Origin of the sequence: Methylophilus sp. DW102 (genome assembly GCF_037076555.1) — a bacterium.
GTDB classification, from domain to species: domain Bacteria; phylum Pseudomonadota; class Gammaproteobacteria; order Burkholderiales; family Methylophilaceae; genus Methylophilus; species Methylophilus glucosoxydans.
The window spans coordinates 398616-415000 of the sequence record NZ_AP029023.1 but is presented as its reverse complement, the minus strand read 5'-3'; the positions used below and the strand labels follow the sequence as shown (position 1 = coordinate 415000).

Here is a 16385-nt window from a genome sequence, read left to right as displayed (position 1 = left end):
TCGTCTTATCTCAATTTCAGGGTGGATAATCCCACCAGCACCAGCATCATGGTAATGATCCAGAAACGCACGACGACCTGTGTCTCTTTCCAGCCCTTTTGTTCGTAGTGGTGATGCAAAGGCGCCATCAAAAAGATGCGTTTGCCGGTCCCAGTCATTTTTTTGGTGTATTTGAAATACAGCACTTGCGCGGCCACCGAGAAAGTCTCAATCACGAACACGCCGCCCATGATGAACAGCACGATTTCCTGACGTACAATCACGGCGACCACGCCCAGGGCCGCGCCCAGCGCCAATGCGCCGACATCGCCCATGAACACTTCAGCCGGATAAGCGTTAAACCACAAAAAGCCCAAGCCCGCACCAGCCATTGCCGCGCAGAACACCATCAACTCGCTGGCGCCAGCCACATATGGAATCCCCAGGTATTTTGAAAACACGGCATGCCCGGCAACATACGAGAAAATCGCCAGCGCACTACCCACCATCACAGTAGGCAAGGTCGCCAGACCATCGAGACCGTCGGTCAGGTTGACGGCATTGCTGCTACCGACAATCACCAGGTAGGTCAGCACAATAAAACCGGTGGCACTCAGCGGAAACACCAGGTGCTTGAAGAAAGGCACAATCAGTGTGGTTTCTACAGGGGTGCTGGAGGTCGCGTACAGAAAGCCTGCCACGCCAAAACCGATCAGGCTTTGCCAGAAATATTTTTCTTTGGCAGACAGGCCCTTGGGATTTTTAAAGACCACTTTACGGTAGTCATCGACCCAGCCAACCGCACCAAAACCCAAGGTAGTGATCAACACCACCCAGATAAAGCGGTTATGCAAATTGCCCCAGAGCAAGGTAGACACGGCGATGGCGACCAGAATCAATGCGCCGCCCATGGTCGGGGTGCCGGCTTTTACCAGATGGGTTTGTGGACCATCATCACGCACCGCCTGACCGACTTTGTATTCGGTCAGCTTGCGTATCATGGCCGGGCCGACCAGGAATGAAATCGCCAAGGCCGTCAGTGTCGCCAGCACGGCCCTGAAGGTGATGTAGTTGAATACATGAAACCCATGCACATCCGAAGCCAGCCATTTTGTTAGTTCTAGTAACATACTCTTCCCTATTTCCCCACCTGTTCAGTGGCTTGCGCCTCAACCAACGCCTGTACCACGCGCTCCATTTGCATGAAGCGTGACCCTTTGACCAATACGATGTCTTGCGCAGTCACCGCCTGATTTAAGGCCTCGACCAGGCTGGGCAATGACTCAAAATGTTGTGCCTGCGGCCCAAACGCCTGCGCAGCGGCTTTAGTCAGGGTGCCCAGTGCATAAAACTGACGTATGCCCCGGTCTTTGGCATAGCGGCCAATCTGTGCGTGCATGGCCTCAGCATCCGCGCCGAGTTCGCCCATGTCGCCCATCACAAACACGCTATTCGCGCCCAGGCTGCTGAGCACATCGAGCGCCGCCTTCATCGAATCCGGATTCGCGTTATAAGTGTCATCAATCAGGCGCGCACCACAGGCCGCGGTTTTTTGTTGCAAACGGCCCTTGACGCCTGCAAACCGGGCCAAGCCTTGCGCCACTTCGGTCAGACTGACACCCGCGGCCAGACAGCTCGCAGCAGCGGCAAGTGCGTTCATCACGTTGTGAGCACCTGGCACGGCCAGCGTGACCTCGACAGACTCATCTTGAAAGCTAAGCTTGAACTGACTGTCACCAGCCAGCATTTCACCCTGCACATCGGCCGCCTGCTGCATGCCAAAGCTCAACACCCGGCGCGCAGGATTCAAGCCGCGCCAGTAATCGGCAAAGTCGCTATCGGCATTGATCACGGCGACCCCGTCCGCAGCCAATCCGGCAAAAATTTCACCCTTGGCCTTGGCAATGTTTTCCCGCGACCCCAGTTCACCAATGTGCGCAGTGCCCGCATTATTGATGACCGCCACATTTGGCCGCGCCAGACGCGTCAGGTAATCAATCTCACCGAGATGATTCATGCCCATCTCGATCACGGCGCACCGGTGCGTTGCGCGCAAACGCAACAGGGTCAGCGGCATGCCGATATCGTTATTAAAGTTACCGGCGGTGGCCAACACCAGATCGGTGCCGCCGACATGCACTTGCATAATCGTGGCAATCATTTCTTTGCTGGTGGTTTTGCCGTTACTGCCGGTGACCGCAATCAATGGCAATGCCAATTGCTGGCGCCACCAGCTAGCCAATTGACCTAACGCCAGGCGCGTATCTTTCACCAGCACGGCAGGCAAATCGGTCTCTACGGGCTTGCTGATCAGCGCAGCCACCGCGCCTTGCGCAGCCACCTGCGGCAAAAAGTCATGGCCGTCAAATTTCTCACCCGGCAAGGCCACAAACAATTGCCCGGGCAGTACGCGGCGACTGTCGGTATCTACCGAAGTCACTGTGACGTCGTTGCCCAGCAAAGTGCTTTGCAATACCTCGGCGATGGTTTTCAGCGCAATCATGCGTTCACCTTTTTCTTCAATGCGCTTTGTACCCACTCCGCATCACTGAACGGATAGCGGATGCCCTGGATTTCCTGATAATCCTCATGCCCCTTGCCAGCCACCAACACCACGTCGCCTTTGCCCGCCTGGCTAACCGCCAATGCAATCGCCTTGGCACGGTCAGTCTCGACCGCGGCTTCACGGCGCATACCCTCGGCAATCGCCGCAATAATGGCGTAGGGATTCTCACTGCGCGGATTGTCATTGGTCATCAACACCAGATCGGCCAATTCATCAGCAATGCGCCCCATTTCACTGCGCTTACCACTGTCACGGTCACCGCCACAGCCAAATACACAAGTCAGCTTGCCGCGGGTTTGCATGCGCAAGGTATGCAGGGCTTTCTCCAGCGCGTCTGGCGTATGGGCATAATCCACCACCACCAGCGGCAGGTCGCCACCACCAAACATCTGCATGCGGCCAGCCACCGGCACCAGCCCCGACACCGCCTGCAAGGCGGCAGGCAAGGCTACCTGGTTGGCCAGCAGGCTGCCCAGTACCGCCAATGCGTTATACACATTGAATTGGCCCAGCGCGTGCAATTGCACTTCGCCAATGCCATGCGGTGTACGCACCTTGATTTCAAAACCGGTTGCATGCATGGTCACGGCCGTGGCACATATATCTGCTTCTGGTTGCAAACCATAACTGAGCACGGTTTTACCCTGCTTGCGCAGTTCGGCAATCAAGCTGGCACCAAAGGCATCATCCAGATTGATGACCGCGGCTGACAGGGTCTGCCAGTCAAACAATTTGCGTTTTGCAGCCTGATAAGCCTCCATGGTCAGGTGGTAATCCAGATGATCACGCGTCAGGTTAGTGAATACAGCCACATCAAAGGCCACCCCATTCACACGCCCCTGATCCAGGCCATGCGAAGACACTTCCATCGCCACCATCTGCACCTGATCCAACACAAAGTTGGCCAGCATGTTTTGCAACTCTACCGGGCCCGGGGTAGTGTTTTGCGTAGGCTGCAAGTCTTCGAGCACGCCATTACCCAGTGTGCCAATCACAGCTGACTGCCGCTGCAAAAAGCGGTAAGCCTGCGCCAGCCAATGCGTGACCGTGGTTTTGCCGTTAGTACCGGTGACACCCACACACCACAACTGCTCGGATGGATTTTTGTAAAACTGGCTGGCGATATGGCCCACCTGATATTTCAGCTCGGGAATGGCAATATTGTGGACTTGCCAGTCAGGGTTCCAGTCAAAGCCCTCACTATCCCAGATCACAGTATTCACACCTTTGGCAATGGCATCGGCGATGTAATCGCGGCCATCGCTGTGCTGACCAGGATAAGCGAGGAACAAGCCATGCTTTTCCACCTTGCGGCTATCTGCCGTGATGCCATGGACGGGCGCAGGAATAATGTATTTACTCACATCGCCTCCTTGACTTCAGCCGCATCTGCAGGCGGCGTCACAGGCAGCGCATTGCCGTCTTGCGGGATCACCAGCATGCGCAACACATCATTCATCACCGCGCTAAACACCGGCGCCGCCACACTACCACCGTAGTATTCGCCATTGCTCGGTTCGTCTATCATCACCGCCATAATCAGGCGCGGATTAGAGGCGGGCACCATGCCAACAAACGAACCCACATATTTGTCGTGCTCATAGCCATGGTCACCGAGTTTGTGCGCCGTGCCGGTTTTACCCGCCACGCGGTAACCGGTGACTTGCGCCTTGATCGCGGTGCCACCAGGCTGCACGACCAGTTCCAGCATGTCCTTGACCGAATTGGCCACTTTGGCTGAAAACACCTGACGCCCAACAGGTGGCTCGGAAAGTTTATTCAGTGTCACCGGCAGCAATTCGCCCTCGTTGGCAAACACGGTATAAGCACGCGCCAACTGCAACAAGGTCACGCTGATACCGTGCCCGTAAGACATGGTGGCCTGCTCAATCGGACGCCAGGTCTTGTAATCACGCACCTTGCCAGAGGCCTCACCCGGGAACCCGATTTTGGTAGGTGAGCCAAAGCCGAGTTGCACATAGGTGTTCCACAATTGCTCGCGGTTTAAATCGAGCGCCATTTTGGCCGAACCAACGTTGGAGGACTTCTGGATCACCTGTGACACCGTCAATACCTGATTCGGGTGGGCATCGTGAATGGTGGCGGTCCCAATACGCAAAAAGCCGGGGGCAGTCTGGATTTTGGTATCGGGCTGGTAAGGACCAAACTCCATGGCTGCCGCCGCAGTGACCGGCTTCATGGTCGAGCCCGGTTCAAAAATATTGACGATGGCCGAGTTGCGCAGCTTGCTGGCGACATTGACCGGATTGTTCGGGTTATAGGTCGGGATATTGACCAAGGCCAGCACCTCGCCGGTTTTAGCATCCAGCACCACCGCTGCGGCCGCCTTGGCTTTGTGTTTCTCAACCGCACGCGACAACTCGCGGTGCACCACATATTGCACGGTGCGGTCTATGCTGAGTACCAGATCCTGACCATCATGCGGCAGTTTGACCGCGACCAGATCCTCGACAACATGGCCCTTGCGGTCACGCACAAAGTCACGCTTGCCGGGTGTACCAGACAGAACATTGTTGCGATAGAGCTCCATGCCCTCTACGCCGGTGTCATCCACGCCCGTGAAACCGACGATATGCGCCGCCACTTCTGCCGCTGGGTAGAAGCGTTTGTATTCTTTTTGACTGAATACGCCGGGCACTTTCATCGCCATCACCTGTTTTGCCACATCGGGCGCCACTCTCCGTTTGATATACACAAATTCTTTTTTCTTTTTCTGCAACTTCTGTTGCAGCTCTTTGGGCGGCATCTCCAGCAATTTCGCCATTTGCTTAAGCTGCGCCGCGGTAAACTGTACGTCGGTCGGGTTAGCCCATACCGACTCCACTGGCAAGCTGATCGCCAATGGCTTGAAGTTACGGTCATAAATCTTGCCGCGATGTGGCATCAACACCACTTTGCGCCGCGAAAACGCCTCACCCTTTTTAATCAGGTAATCCTTGTGCAAGGTTTGCAGGTAAAACCCGCGCCCCAGCAACAGGACAAAACTCAATAGCAGCAAGACCAGCAGCGTTCTTCTGCGCCAGGCCGGCAGCTTGACCAGCTTGTGTTGGCTTTCCTTAAGCAACATGACTGTTGATCCTCGTCACGCGGACTCAGGGCGCCGCTGGCGCATCCAGCAGAATGACCTGCGTTTGCTGCATGCTCGGGCTATGCATATGCAAGCGGGTGGTCGCAAAATCTTCCAGGCGCGAATGCATGGCCCAGGTGCTCTGCTCAATTTGCAACTGGTCATACTCGGTCATGTACTGTTTGGTCAGCATTTCTTGCCGGTCCAGCTCAAAATACAGTTTGCGCGCCTTGTATTGGGCCGTGACCACACCCAGCGCCATCGCAATCGTCAATGCAAACAAAATCAAATTGAGCCGGATCACTGGTCTAAGCCTTGTTCAAACGATGGCATCATTTAACTACTGCACCGTGGTGCGTTCAGCCACGCGCAAAACCGCGCTGCGTGAACGTACATTTGCTGCCACTTCAGCCTTGCTTGGCTTGATCGCCTTGCCCACGGGCATCATGCGCGGTTGTGGCAAGTCCTTGGCGCGTATAGGCAAGCCTGCGGGCAGGTTGTCGCGATCTGCTTCCGACTGAATAAAGCGTTTGACGATGCGATCTTCCAGCGAATGGAAGCTGATCACCGCCAGACGGCCTTGCGGGCGCAACAAACGTAAGCAATCCGGCAACACTAGCGAGAGTTCCTCAAGCTCTTGATTGACGAAAATCCGTAAAGCCTGAAATGTGCGCGTTGCAGGGTTCTGGCCCGGCTCATTCTTGGGGATGGCGCCTGCCACGATCTTGGCAAGTTGTCCTGTAGTGGTGATGGCATGCCCATCTTCGCGCTCTTTAACAAGCGCCCTTGCAACCTGCTTAGCAAACCGTTCTTCACCATAATCTTTAATCACCTCCACCAATTGTTTTTCTGGCATTTCAGCCAGCCACTGTGCCGCAGTCTTGCCGCGGCTTTGATCCATCCGCATGTCCAGCGGCCCGTCAAAACGGAAACTGAAACCACGCTCACCCTCATCAATCTGTGGCGACGAAATCCCCAGATCAAGCAAAATGCCATCCACTGCCTGCACACCCAATGACTCAAGCACCTCCGCCATGGAGGAAAAATGCGCATGCACCATGCTAAAACGCGCATCGGCAATCGCCTGCCCATGCGCAACAGCCGCCAGATCACGGTCCAGTGCGATCAAACGGCCTTCACTACCCAGTTGGGAAAGAATGCGGCGACTATGTCCGCCACGGCCAAACGTCCCGTCCACATACACGCCATCCGCCCGCACATTCAAGGCGTCCACCGCCTCATGCAACAACACGGTGATATGACTGGCGGCGGCTGGTGACACTGACGTTTCCGTCAAGGACGCGGGCGCTGACTTCGCGCCCCGCGTCATAGCGAGAATCCTTCGAGTTCTTGTGGAATCTGTAATTGATCCGCCGCCATCAGGCTTTCCAGCTGCTGATCCCATGCGGCCAGATCCCACAATTCAAAATGACTACCCTGCCCGACCATCATCACCTCCTTGTCGAGCTTGGCAAATTTGCGCAGTACAGCATTCACCAGCAAGCGGCCCGCAGAATCCAGATGCATCACATCTGCCTGACCGACGATCATGCGCTGAATACCACTGGTTTGAGGATTAAAACTGGACAAACTGGTCAGCTTGGTCTCAATCGGCTCCCAAGCTGCTTTGGGATACAAAATCAGGCAACGGTGCGGATGCGCGGTCAGCACAACCTCCCCCTGCCCACCGGCCGTCAGGGCGTCACGATGCTTGGCCGGCACACTTAGCCGCCCCTTCGCATCCAAACTCAACTGTACCGCCCCGCGAAACATCAATTTTGATCCTTAACCCTATTTCTTGTTGAAAAAAGGAATAATTTCCCACAATTCAACACAAAATCACCCTTTTGCACACTATAGATAAAAAAAAAGTGCTTGGCAAGCACTTTGGGTGAAAAAATCTCTTTTAAAGACAATGACTTAGAGCATTTTAACAAAGCAATTCAAATCAACGCATTGGCGCAATTAATACATAAAGTTGTTTAATAAGGATAGCTATCTCATTGAAATTATTGAATAATTAAAAAACAGTATTTTCTGGTGATTTTTTAGGCAAAAAACAGGTCTAGGCAAACACGCCCATCATCCCTAATACACTTTTTTAATGAAACTTTCCCCACGCTTAAACTTCCTGATTTTAGGGACAGCGATTTTGCTGGCCATGCAATGGCATACCTGGTGGTTTTACCTGAACCCGCCACCAGATTTTAGCCATGGGCAAGTGGCGCTCTACGCCACCGACTGGTGCCCCTATTGCGAAAAAACGCGCGCACTGCTGGCAACGAAAGGCATTCCCTATAAGGAAATGAATATCGAAACCTCAGAAGAAGCGCGCAGCCAATACCAGCGGCTGGCGGCAAACGGCGTCCCCGTCTTATTAGTGGCAGGAGAGGTGGTGCGCGGCTACCACCAGCAGAGAATGGAAGCCCTATTAGATGCTTGGCAACGGGAACACAAACCAGCTGCTCTAACCAAAGAATACGACTGACGCTAAACCATTAAAAATGCCTGACCTGCGTTTATTTAGCCTAAGGCCCTCTCAAACAGACCACTCAACAATGATTACCGCTATAAAAATATAGGAAAACTTCCTTAAAAAAGATATGCTTTTGCAAAATTGGCCCATGCATCCCTGTTTAATCGCCCAATCAAATACGTTTTAAAAGCGGTATAACTGGCGGGTCCGAATACATAGTTAAAAAGTTAACTTATCAATTAGACCCTAGCCAAAATTAGACCTCAGTCATGCCACCGATGATATTCCGCACAATCCGTTTACTCCCACTCCTTTTAATGGCACTGAGCCTGCCAGTGCGGGCAACCAATGGCATTCTGCTCATTGGTTACGGCGCTGAATCCACCCTGATGGGCGGAGCGGATACCGCTGTGGCACAGGATACCAGCGCACTGAATACCAATCCGGCCGGGCTGGTGCAAATCAAAAGCAAGCAGTTCGACGCTTATGGCTCAGTGCTGCGCACCACCCATCTCGAACAGGTTGACGCGCGCAATGACCAACACGCAGATAATCGTTACACCTTATTGGCTGGTGGCGGATATGCACAAGCGCTGGAGGATCTACCCTGTACTGCGGGCATCGGCTTTTTTACCCAAGGCGGGGCCGGGGCGGTGTTTAAGCATATCAACACGCCGTTTGGCACCAATGATGAAATGTACTCTTTGTTTGGTATCGCCAAAATCACGCCGGGCATGGCTTGCCAGGTGAATGACCGTTTATCCGTCGGCGCCGTACTGAGCATCAATTACGCCAGCATCAAGCAAGGTTTTTTTTACAACACTTCTGTCCCGAACGTATTTTCAGGGTTTAAAAACAAAGGTGCAGATACGATACGCCCAGGGTTTAAGGTAGGCGTGCAATATCGACTGGATGAGCAATGGACACTGGGCTTTAGCTACACCGAAAAAACAGAATTGCCACTGACTGGCGGGACATCATTGGTGAATAATGGCGCATCTGGGGTGGTCCGTTATCGTGACTTGAGCATTAAGGGGTTTGCTCTGCCGCGCGAGGTAGCGATAGGTGCCGCATTCAAACCGGATGACCGTTGGCTGCTCTCCGCCAAAATCAACTGGATACAATGGAGCGATGCCATTAAAGATGTCACCACCACCTGGCAAGATCCTGACAATCCATCAGCAGCGAGTCAACTGAGAACGGTCAACCCGCAGAACTGGCATGATCAACTGGTCTACGCCCTGGGCGCGGCCTATCGCTACGACGACAAAACGACGCTATATGCAGGTTACAACTATGGTAAAAATCCGGTCCCCAGGCAAAATTCCAGCGCGCTGTTGGCGGCGACCCTAGAACAACACATCACGCTGGGCATGGCTCGCAAGCTTGATGCCAACTGGAAAATCACTAGTGGTATCGAATGGCTGCTGCCCAAAGACGTGACTTACAATAGCAATGTGTTCGGACAAAATACCGAAGCGAATAACGGCGGTTTTTTCCTGCACATGATGCTGAGCAAACAGTGGTAAACAGACACAGGTTAAGCTGAGTTCAGCTTAACCTGCCAGATGACTCTCACTGGACAATGGCGCCAGCCCTTAATGTCCCTGACCGCTCTTGAGAATGTCAGTATTAAATCCAAATACCTTGCCCGCCCAGAGAAATATGACCCAGGCGAGCACCCCAAACGGCAAATACCCGGCAAAGCCCAGCAGCGGCATTTCGACATAAATATGTATCACATTCACGTAAGGGATATCGTATACCCAATAATTAGGGTTGGTGACCGGCAATACGGGATGCGCGCTACCATAGTTCCACACCTCCCAGAACAAACCGTTAATGATGGCACTCAGCGCCATTAATAGCACTGGACTCCAATTGCCTTTTGCGACATCGGTAAATGGCGTCCAGATGCCACATATCATCAATATGGCGCTAATGCCGATTAAAGGCGCAATCCACATGGCCCAAAATAATGGATATGGCCAGAACGGTACGGCAGCCAACAAGACAAAGCTCAGGTATAACATCGGCTTGGCTGGCAGCGATAGCGCAGGACCTTGTGCATAGCGTGCGACAAATTTTGGAAACGCATTCAGCAAGGTATACCACTCAAAAATCGCTGGCCACACAGTGGTATACGCAAACAGAAAAATCCATACGATCTTGGCATGGCTTAATGCAGGAATATCATCTGTATTGGGGTAGTACCAGTTACCCAAGGCAAAATAATCAAAATACTCGAAGAAATACCAGCCGCATAGCGAAATGTCAGGCCATCGAGCACAAAGATAAATCCCCACCACATGGGGGTGAACGCGTAATACACCAGATCACCAAACGGAGTCGTACGCGCCCACATCAACCACCAGAAAAACAGCGTGACCACCATCCCGGCCCAAAACCAACAAGGCAGGGCGCTCTGGACAGGCTGCGGAGAAGGTGTGACCGGCTTAAAGCCAAACCATTGCGGGAAGATTAAAAAAATCGCGACCGCGGCTTCGAGCAGAGCAATGACAACAAACACGATCAAATTAAAGCCAGGCGGGTCTTCAACAAACTGCGGCGGAAAAATACCGAAGCCAGGCGGAAGATGCGTAGATGGATAAGCAAACCAGGATGAGATCAATGGGATGAGTATCATCGCCAAAATGGTCATCACCAGCGCAGACCGTGTTGTTGCAGCTGCAAACATAAATTCCCCCTTGATTGACTAACAATGTGTTGCCCTAATGCTGCGCACTGATGAACATGGCATCCTTAGCGCAACTGATCTTGCCGTGTTACGGCTCTTGCTTTGTTATTGTATTTTGCGCACGCGCTTATTTTCGTACATGCGCATATCCGCCAAACGCATAAACTCAGAGATATTATCAACCTCATAATAATAGGCGGACCCTGCGCTGGCTCCGGAAAACTCAAACCCCTCACGGCGCATATTTTCAACCGCCTCTTGCAGCGCCCGCTCTACAACGACCACCTCACCTTTGTGGCTTAATACGGCAAACTCGTCCCCACCCAGTCGATATAAGATGAGCGTACTGCCTAAATAATGCTGATATTTTTTTGCAAAGCAGATAAGCAACTCATCTCCACGTGCATGCCCGTAATGGTCGTTATAAAACTTAAGTCCATCCAGATCAATAAAGGTCAGGCTACTCTGCATGGGTAGCCGATCCAGCGCTTTTACAAACGCATAGCGATTAGGCAGGCTGGTTAAAGCATCCGAATTGGCTACTTTCTCCGTCATTCCCAGCGCCTCTAATGCCTCTTCTTTTTCTTTATGCAATTGGGCAAATTGAAAAGAAAGCACCAATGCCAGCAATACCACCTCAATGGCCACACTCACCAAGCCCAGATGTTCGATATACAAATCAAACTGTTGATGCATTTTGCTGAGGCTGATCGTAATAATGCCCGACACAAAAAACAGGCTAATCGCGATTAAATAGCGTTTGGCAGTGGCATTTTTACGCTGGCTTTGCCTGATGGCCGTAGCCAGCCCATAGCATAAAAACAGCCCAACTTCATAGCGGCAAAACTCCAATGCCCAATTGGGGAAAGCAATGGCCAACAACAAAAACAAGACCATCACCACCAAAATCACCCGCCCCGCCGCATAGAGTCGCTTGTGTTGATACGGGTTGATTTCCAGCAAATGCATCACAAACAGGATGTACGCAATACTGGAAAACAGTATTGGCATCGAAGCCCAATAGATGGAGTGAAGATTAAACAGGTCGGAAAGGACAAGCAGGGCGGCACTGTTAAAAAGAAAATTACCCGCAATAAAAATGGCATACATGGCTTCCACTTTACGATTACGGCTGGTCGCCAGTACCGTATAGTAGATGCCCAACCCCCAAAAGACCCCCAAGCCAAACAGCGTCAGCGCATTTCCACGCTTGATGGCATGCATGTAGCTGGCCTCATCATCTAAATAAGGCTCGGGAATCGCCAAATAATTGGTAGAAATCAGTTGCGTGGCCAAAACATATTTGCCTGGTGCCAGATTGACACTGCGGCCATGCCTCAAGAAAAAGGGATTCTCAATTCGACGGCCAATCCCCCCTTCCAGCTTCGCCACCTCATGCCCTTGCTCGTCATACACCTGATGCTGGAAATACTCTATGGTACTGGTATTTTTGAAATCAACCACATACGTGTTGTTTGTCTTGATTTCAAACGAAGCAATATAAAGATAATGCCCGCCTCTCGGACTCACCGTCGCAACAGGCGCGTACTTTTGACGCAGTGGATCAGAGAGAAACTGCTGGGGACCTTGCCCGCCTTTATAGGCATGGACTAGCGACCAGACACCCTCTATCGATTGAGGAGAGGCCTGCACCAAGCCAATGGACAGCACAGCGATGATGATCGCTATGATCCCCCTGCCCAAGCTACTCAACATCCCCATCATCCATCACCGTTTTTATTGATTAATACGCAAACTATACAAGAAAGTCTCGCGAACGCACAGCTTCAAAGGCTACCTGCCAGACTGCCCTTAACACGTCTTTTCAAAACGCCAGACTGATCGAAAATCAATCACCGCAACTGTGACAGCCCGCGAATACCTTCCCGTAGAACTAAAAGGAATATCAAGCCGTTGTAGAGACTCTACTATATTGTTGATTTAAGCGTCTTCATCTGCGTCAGGAAGAGCCCCGTCGAGGCCCAGCATGCTTTAACAGCCCACAGCACATGACTCATTGAGGAATAGATGGGTGAGGCGGCCTGATCTAAGGCCAAGGAAGCGACCACTTGGAAAGTGATCGCGAAATAAAAAGTAAAGCCAACCGGTAAGCCGGGTTCTGTAACTACTTGCGTAGCTGACAGTCATTCCTCTAGGCGTGCAATTACTCACACGCTCAAGCTATCTACCCGCTGGCAGCGCGAGCCACGCCTTATTACTTGCGTAAAATGCCAGCCTATTTGATATTGCTGCAGATGGAGGTTACCGCGTTTCACATCCACCTCACTAAAGAGGCTTACTCGTCTCTGTGGCCCTATTCCTCGCCTTATACTGTTGCCAGCTTTCAGCGTACGGCCGTTAGCCGTCATCCCGCTCTGTGCAGCCCGGACTTTCCTCCCCCTGTTTGCACAGGCGGCGACTGTCTGGTTGGCTTCAGTGCTATTTTACCATGCCTGAACGAACACCCTATAATGTGCGGAATTATCCTGGACTTGAATGCTCATGACCTCAACAGAAAAACCCGGCCAACTAGACCCGACCTGGCAAGCCGTGCTTGGTGCAGAATTCGATCAGCCTTATATGCACTCGCTCAAGGCTTTTTTGCAACAGGAAAAAGCGGCCGGTAAAACCATTTTCCCGCCAGGCCCCCTGATTTTTAATGCCTTTAATCACACGCCCTTCGATAAAGTACGCGTGGTGATTATCGGCCAGGACCCTTACCATGGGCCGGGGCAAGCCCATGGCCTAAGCTTCTCCGTGCCTGCAGGAATCGCACAGCCTCCTTCACTCATGAATATTTTTAAAGAGATTGAAGCCGATCTTGGGGTGCGCATGAGTGGGAGTGGCGACCTGACACCTTGGGCGGATCAAGGGGTGCTGTTACTGAATGCCACCCTGACGGTGCAAATGGCCAATGCCGGTTCGCACCAGAACCGTGGCTGGGAGCAGTTTACTGATGCGGCGATTGCTGCATTGAATGCACAGCGGACAGGCCTGGTGTTTGTGCTGTGGGGCAGCTACGCACAAAAGAAAGGGGCCATGATAGACCCCAATAAACATCTGGTTTTAAAATCGGTGCACCCTTCACCACTCTCGGCGCACCGTGGTTTTTTTGGCAATCACCAGTTTTCCAAAATCAATGCCTATCTGGCTGCACAGGGCCAAGCGCCGATCAACTGGCAACTTTAAACCAGCTTCCACGCCACAGTCTGCCCGGCGCGCAAGGGCACCAGCGCATCATCCGCAAAAGGAATACTCTCAGGCACCAGCCAGCTTTGTTTGTGCAAGGTCACCTGGGTGGTATTGCGTGGCAGATGGTAAAAATCCGGGCCATAAAAGCTGGCAAAACCTTCGAGCTTATCCAGCGCGCCTGCTTCTTCAAAGGCTTCGGCGTATAGCTCAATCGCCGCATGCGCGGTATACATGCCTGCGCAGCCACAGCTAGCTTCTTTGGCAGATTTTGGATGTGGTGCGCTGTCTGTCCCCAAAAAGAATTTGGGCGAACCGGAGGTCGCGGCTTTGACCAGTGCGGCGCGATGCGTTTCTCGCTTAAGCACCGGCAGGCAGTAATGATGCGGACGGATACCACCAGTAAACATGGCGTTGCGGTTCATCAGCAAATGATGGGCGGTGATGGTGGCGGCCAGATTGGCTGGCCCGGCCGCCACAAACTCGGCGGCGTCTTGCGTGGTGATATGCTCAAACACCACTTTAAGGCCAGGAAAATCCTTGAGCAGCGGTTGCAAATGGCGCTCGATAAATACTTTTTCACGGTCAAACACATCGACATCGCCATCGGTGACTTCACCGTGTATCAGCAAGGGCATGCCCTGCTTTTCCATCTCGGCCAATGCGGCTGCACATTTTTGCAGGCTGGTCACGCCTGAGTCGCTGTTGGTCGTAGCGCCCGCCGGATACAGTTTGACCGCATGCACCACCCCAGATTGACGTGCCGCAGCAATTTCACTGGCAGGCGTATTATCTGTGAGGTAAAGCGTCATCAAGGGCTCGAACACCATGCCGGCTGGCAAGGCTTGTTTAATGCGCTGATAGTAAGCCAGCGCGGCCTCGGCGGTGGTCACAGGTGGCCGCAAGTTAGGCATCACGATGGCGCGTGCAAACTGTTTAGCCGTATCGGGCAATACGGCTTTCAAGCCTTCGCCATCTCTGAGATGCAAATGCCAGTCATCGGGACGGGTGAGGGTAATTTTGGTTGTCATGCATTCATACCTTTATTCATGAGTATTGGCGGCCTTGAACGCCAGCGCCGCTTCATAGAGTTCATTTTTTTTCTGGCCAGTGATATCAGTTGCCAACGCCACCGCCTGCTTGAGGGGCAAATCCTGTAACAGGCGTTGCAGTATCCTTAATGTTTCCTCATCCAGACCCTCGGCTTTTTCCTGCACATCAGCATGCACCAGCAAGACAAACTCGCCACGTTGCTGGTTGGGGTCTGCCTGCAACCAGGCGACAGCTTCGGCCAAGCCACAGGTGTGTATGGTCTCGAAGGTCTTGGTCAGCTCGCGCGCCAGCGTCAGCTGACGGTGACCACCCAGCACAGCGGCCAGGTCAGTGACACATTCCACAATGCGATGGGGAGCCTCGTAAAACACCAGCGTGGTTGGCAACGTTTTCAATATCTCTAACCGCTTGCGCCGCTGCGAGCCACTGGCAGGCAAAAAACCCTCAAAGTAAAAACCGGGCTGTGCGATGCCTGCGGCCGACAATGCCGTAATGACAGCGCTCACGCCTGGAATCGGCACCACCGCCAATCCTGCCTGCCTCACCGCGTGTACTACCAGCGCACCAGGATCACTGACAGCAGGTGTACCGGCATCGGTCACCAGAGCAATCGACTCCCCAGCCTGCAAGCGCTTGATCAAGCCTTGTGCCGATTGCTGCTCGTTGTGTTCATGCACCGCCAGTAAAGGCTTGCTGATGCCCAAATGCCTTAACAACCCCACCGTATGCCGGGTATCTTCTGCGGCAATCGCATCCACCAGCTGCAATGTGCTGATTGCGCGCTGCGTGATATCGCCCAGATTGCCGATAGGCGTCGCAACTACATATAATGTGCCTGACTGTGTCATCGCACTATTTTATGCCATCGCAGGCATTTCGCTAAGTTGTTTCGTTGCGTATTCAACAACCCAAATGCAGGCATTATTCTGGTGAGAACCCTATGAAGCTGAATCAAAACAATCAGGGATTGGCTGCGGAGCAAGCCGCTGCGCGCTTTCTGCAACAGCAGGGCCTCACTCTGGTGACACAAAATTACAGCTGCCGCTATGGCGAAATTGACCTCATCATGCACGAAAAGAACACGCTGGTGTTTGTAGAAGTGCGCTTGCGCAGCAACCGGGCATTCACCAGTGCGGCCGACAGTATTCACTATCACAAGCAGCAAAAACTGCTGCGCGCCGCGCAGTATTACCTGCAAAGCCTGAATCGCCAGCCGCCCTGCCGGTTTGATGCCATTCTGTTTGACAACAGCCGCTACCAATCGCCAGAATGGATTCGTAATGCAATCGACACATAAAAAGCGTAGAATTTTATGCTTGAATGCCTGTCACATTAG

Annotated in this window: 16 protein-coding genes and 1 other RNA gene; 4 read left to right on the top strand and 13 right to left on the bottom strand. The window is 52.8% G+C overall.

The window, feature by feature from the left end:
- Positions 1–5: 5 nt before the first annotated feature.
- From mraY to mraZ, 7 genes are read right to left on the bottom strand one after another with little or no spacing between them, the layout of a single operon-like run.
- Entirely contained in the window at positions 6–1109 is a 1104-nt protein-coding gene (gene mraY, locus AACH41_RS01940) for a phospho-N-acetylmuramoyl-pentapeptide-transferase (protein ID WP_194749189.1), read from the bottom strand.
- Between the two features lie 8 nt (positions 1110–1117).
- Entirely contained in the window at positions 1118–2482 is a 1365-nt protein-coding gene (murF, locus tag AACH41_RS01935; RefSeq protein ID WP_338656368.1) for a UDP-N-acetylmuramoyl-tripeptide--D-alanyl-D-alanine ligase, read from the bottom strand.
- The gene (locus AACH41_RS01930; protein ID WP_275356555.1) at positions 2479–3909 is read right to left on the bottom strand and encodes a UDP-N-acetylmuramoyl-L-alanyl-D-glutamate--2,6-diaminopimelate ligase; all 1431 of its coding nucleotides are present in this window, start codon (positions 3907–3909) and stop codon (positions 2479–2481) included. Before AACH41_RS01930 ends, murF begins: the two co-directional genes overlap by 4 nt.
- Entirely contained in the window at positions 3906–5633 is a 1728-nt protein-coding gene (locus AACH41_RS01925; RefSeq protein WP_194749186.1) for a penicillin-binding protein 2, read from the bottom strand. The genes AACH41_RS01930 and AACH41_RS01925 overlap by 4 nt, the downstream gene beginning before the upstream one ends.
- Before the next feature lie 25 nt (positions 5634–5658).
- Entirely contained in the window at positions 5659–5937 is a 279-nt protein-coding gene (gene ftsL / locus AACH41_RS01920; protein ID WP_313988604.1) for a cell division protein FtsL, read from the bottom strand.
- A gap of 36 nt (positions 5938–5973) precedes the next feature.
- Positions 5974–6963 carry a 16S rRNA (cytosine(1402)-N(4))-methyltransferase RsmH gene (gene rsmH, locus AACH41_RS01915; RefSeq protein WP_338656367.1) on the bottom strand — a complete coding sequence of 330 codons (990 nt, stop codon included), beginning with the start codon at positions 6961–6963 and terminating at the stop codon, positions 5974–5976.
- Positions 6960–7406, bottom strand: coding sequence for a division/cell wall cluster transcriptional repressor MraZ (gene mraZ, locus AACH41_RS01910; RefSeq protein WP_275356553.1), 447 nt, complete (start codon positions 7404–7406; stop codon positions 6960–6962). The genes rsmH and mraZ overlap by 4 nt, the downstream gene beginning before the upstream one ends.
- 331 nt (positions 7407–7737) lie before the next feature.
- On the opposite strand from mraZ, the gene AACH41_RS01905 reads away from it, so the two are divergent.
- On the top strand, positions 7738–8121 hold the full coding sequence (locus tag AACH41_RS01905; RefSeq protein WP_338656364.1) for a glutaredoxin family protein: 384 nt from the start codon (positions 7738–7740) through the stop codon (positions 8119–8121).
- A 323-nt stretch (positions 8122–8444) separates the two neighbouring features.
- Positions 8445–9638: an outer membrane protein transport protein gene (locus AACH41_RS01900; protein ID WP_338656363.1), complete on the top strand. Its 1194-nt coding sequence runs from the start codon at positions 8445–8447 to the stop codon at positions 9636–9638.
- A 69-nt stretch (positions 9639–9707) separates the two neighbouring features.
- Here AACH41_RS01900 and AACH41_RS01895 read toward each other — a convergent pair whose 3' ends face one another.
- From AACH41_RS01895 to rnpB, 4 genes are all read right to left on the bottom strand, one after another.
- A complete protein-coding gene (locus tag AACH41_RS01895; RefSeq protein ID WP_338656361.1) occupies positions 9708–10334 on the bottom strand; it encodes a hypothetical protein in 627 nt (208 codons plus the stop codon).
- On the bottom strand, positions 10289–10807 hold the full coding sequence (locus AACH41_RS01890) for a hypothetical protein (RefSeq protein ID WP_338656360.1): 519 nt from the start codon (positions 10805–10807) through the stop codon (positions 10289–10291). The genes AACH41_RS01895 and AACH41_RS01890 overlap by 46 nt, the downstream gene beginning before the upstream one ends.
- A gap of 105 nt (positions 10808–10912) precedes the next feature.
- A complete protein-coding gene (locus AACH41_RS01885) occupies positions 10913–12523 on the bottom strand; it encodes a diguanylate cyclase (RefSeq protein WP_338656359.1) in 1611 nt (536 codons plus the stop codon).
- A 376-nt stretch (positions 12524–12899) separates the two neighbouring features.
- Positions 12900–13242: RNase P RNA component class A (gene rnpB / locus AACH41_RS01880), an RNA gene on the bottom strand.
- Positions 13243–13303: 61 nt separating this feature from the next.
- On the opposite strand from rnpB, the gene ung reads away from it, so the two are divergent.
- On the top strand, positions 13304–13996 hold the full coding sequence (ung, locus tag AACH41_RS01875; protein WP_338656357.1) for a uracil-DNA glycosylase: 693 nt from the start codon (positions 13304–13306) through the stop codon (positions 13994–13996).
- Here the strand turns inward: ung and pyrC are convergent.
- Together pyrC and rsmI are read right to left on the bottom strand one after the other, a co-directional pair.
- Complete coding sequence (pyrC, locus tag AACH41_RS01870; RefSeq protein ID WP_338656356.1) at positions 13993–15027, bottom strand: dihydroorotase; 1035 nt, start codon at positions 15025–15027, stop codon at positions 13993–13995. The two genes, ung and pyrC, sit on opposite strands and share 4 nt — an antisense overlap.
- 12 nt (positions 15028–15039) lie before the next feature.
- Entirely contained in the window at positions 15040–15897 is an 858-nt protein-coding gene (rsmI, locus tag AACH41_RS01865; protein WP_338656355.1) for a 16S rRNA (cytidine(1402)-2'-O)-methyltransferase, read from the bottom strand.
- 92 nt (positions 15898–15989) lie between these two features.
- Here rsmI and AACH41_RS01860 point away from each other — a divergent pair, with 92 nt between their 5' ends.
- Positions 15990–16346, top strand: coding sequence for a YraN family protein (locus AACH41_RS01860; RefSeq protein ID WP_338656354.1), 357 nt, complete (start codon positions 15990–15992; stop codon positions 16344–16346).
- Positions 16347–16385 lie beyond the last annotated feature (39 nt).

What these genes read in the sequence shown, in the direction of transcription:
- mraY (WP_194749189.1), bottom strand. Translation starts at nt 1,109, where the DNA reads ATGTTACTAGAACTAACAAAATGGCTGGCTTCGGATGTGCATGGGTTT.
- murF (WP_338656368.1), bottom strand. Translation starts at nt 2,482, where the DNA reads ATGATTGCGCTGAAAACCATCGCCGAGGTATTGCAAAGCACTTTGCTG.
- AACH41_RS01925 (WP_194749186.1), bottom strand. Translation starts at nt 5,633, where the DNA reads ATGTTGCTTAAGGAAAGCCAACACAAGCTGGTCAAGCTGCCGGCCTGG.
- rsmH (WP_338656367.1), bottom strand. Translation starts at nt 6,963, where the DNA reads ATGACGCGGGGCGCGAAGTCAGCGCCCGCGTCCTTGACGGAAACGTCA.
- mraZ (WP_275356553.1), bottom strand. Translation starts at nt 7,406, where the DNA reads ATGTTTCGCGGGGCGGTACAGTTGAGTTTGGATGCGAAGGGGCGGCTA.
- AACH41_RS01905 (WP_338656364.1), top strand. Translation starts at nt 7,738, where the DNA reads ATGAAACTTTCCCCACGCTTAAACTTCCTGATTTTAGGGACAGCGATT.
- AACH41_RS01890 (WP_338656360.1), bottom strand. Translation starts at nt 10,807, where the DNA reads ATGTTTGCAGCTGCAACAACACGGTCTGCGCTGGTGATGACCATTTTG.
- AACH41_RS01885 (WP_338656359.1), bottom strand. Translation starts at nt 12,523, where the DNA reads ATGTTGAGTAGCTTGGGCAGGGGGATCATAGCGATCATCATCGCTGTG.
- ung (WP_338656357.1), top strand. Translation starts at nt 13,304, where the DNA reads ATGCTCATGACCTCAACAGAAAAACCCGGCCAACTAGACCCGACCTGG.
- pyrC (WP_338656356.1), bottom strand. Translation starts at nt 15,027, where the DNA reads ATGACAACCAAAATTACCCTCACCCGTCCCGATGACTGGCATTTGCAT.
- rsmI (WP_338656355.1), bottom strand. Translation starts at nt 15,897, where the DNA reads ATGACACAGTCAGGCACATTATATGTAGTTGCGACGCCTATCGGCAAT.
- AACH41_RS01860 (WP_338656354.1), top strand. Translation starts at nt 15,990, where the DNA reads ATGAAGCTGAATCAAAACAATCAGGGATTGGCTGCGGAGCAAGCCGCT.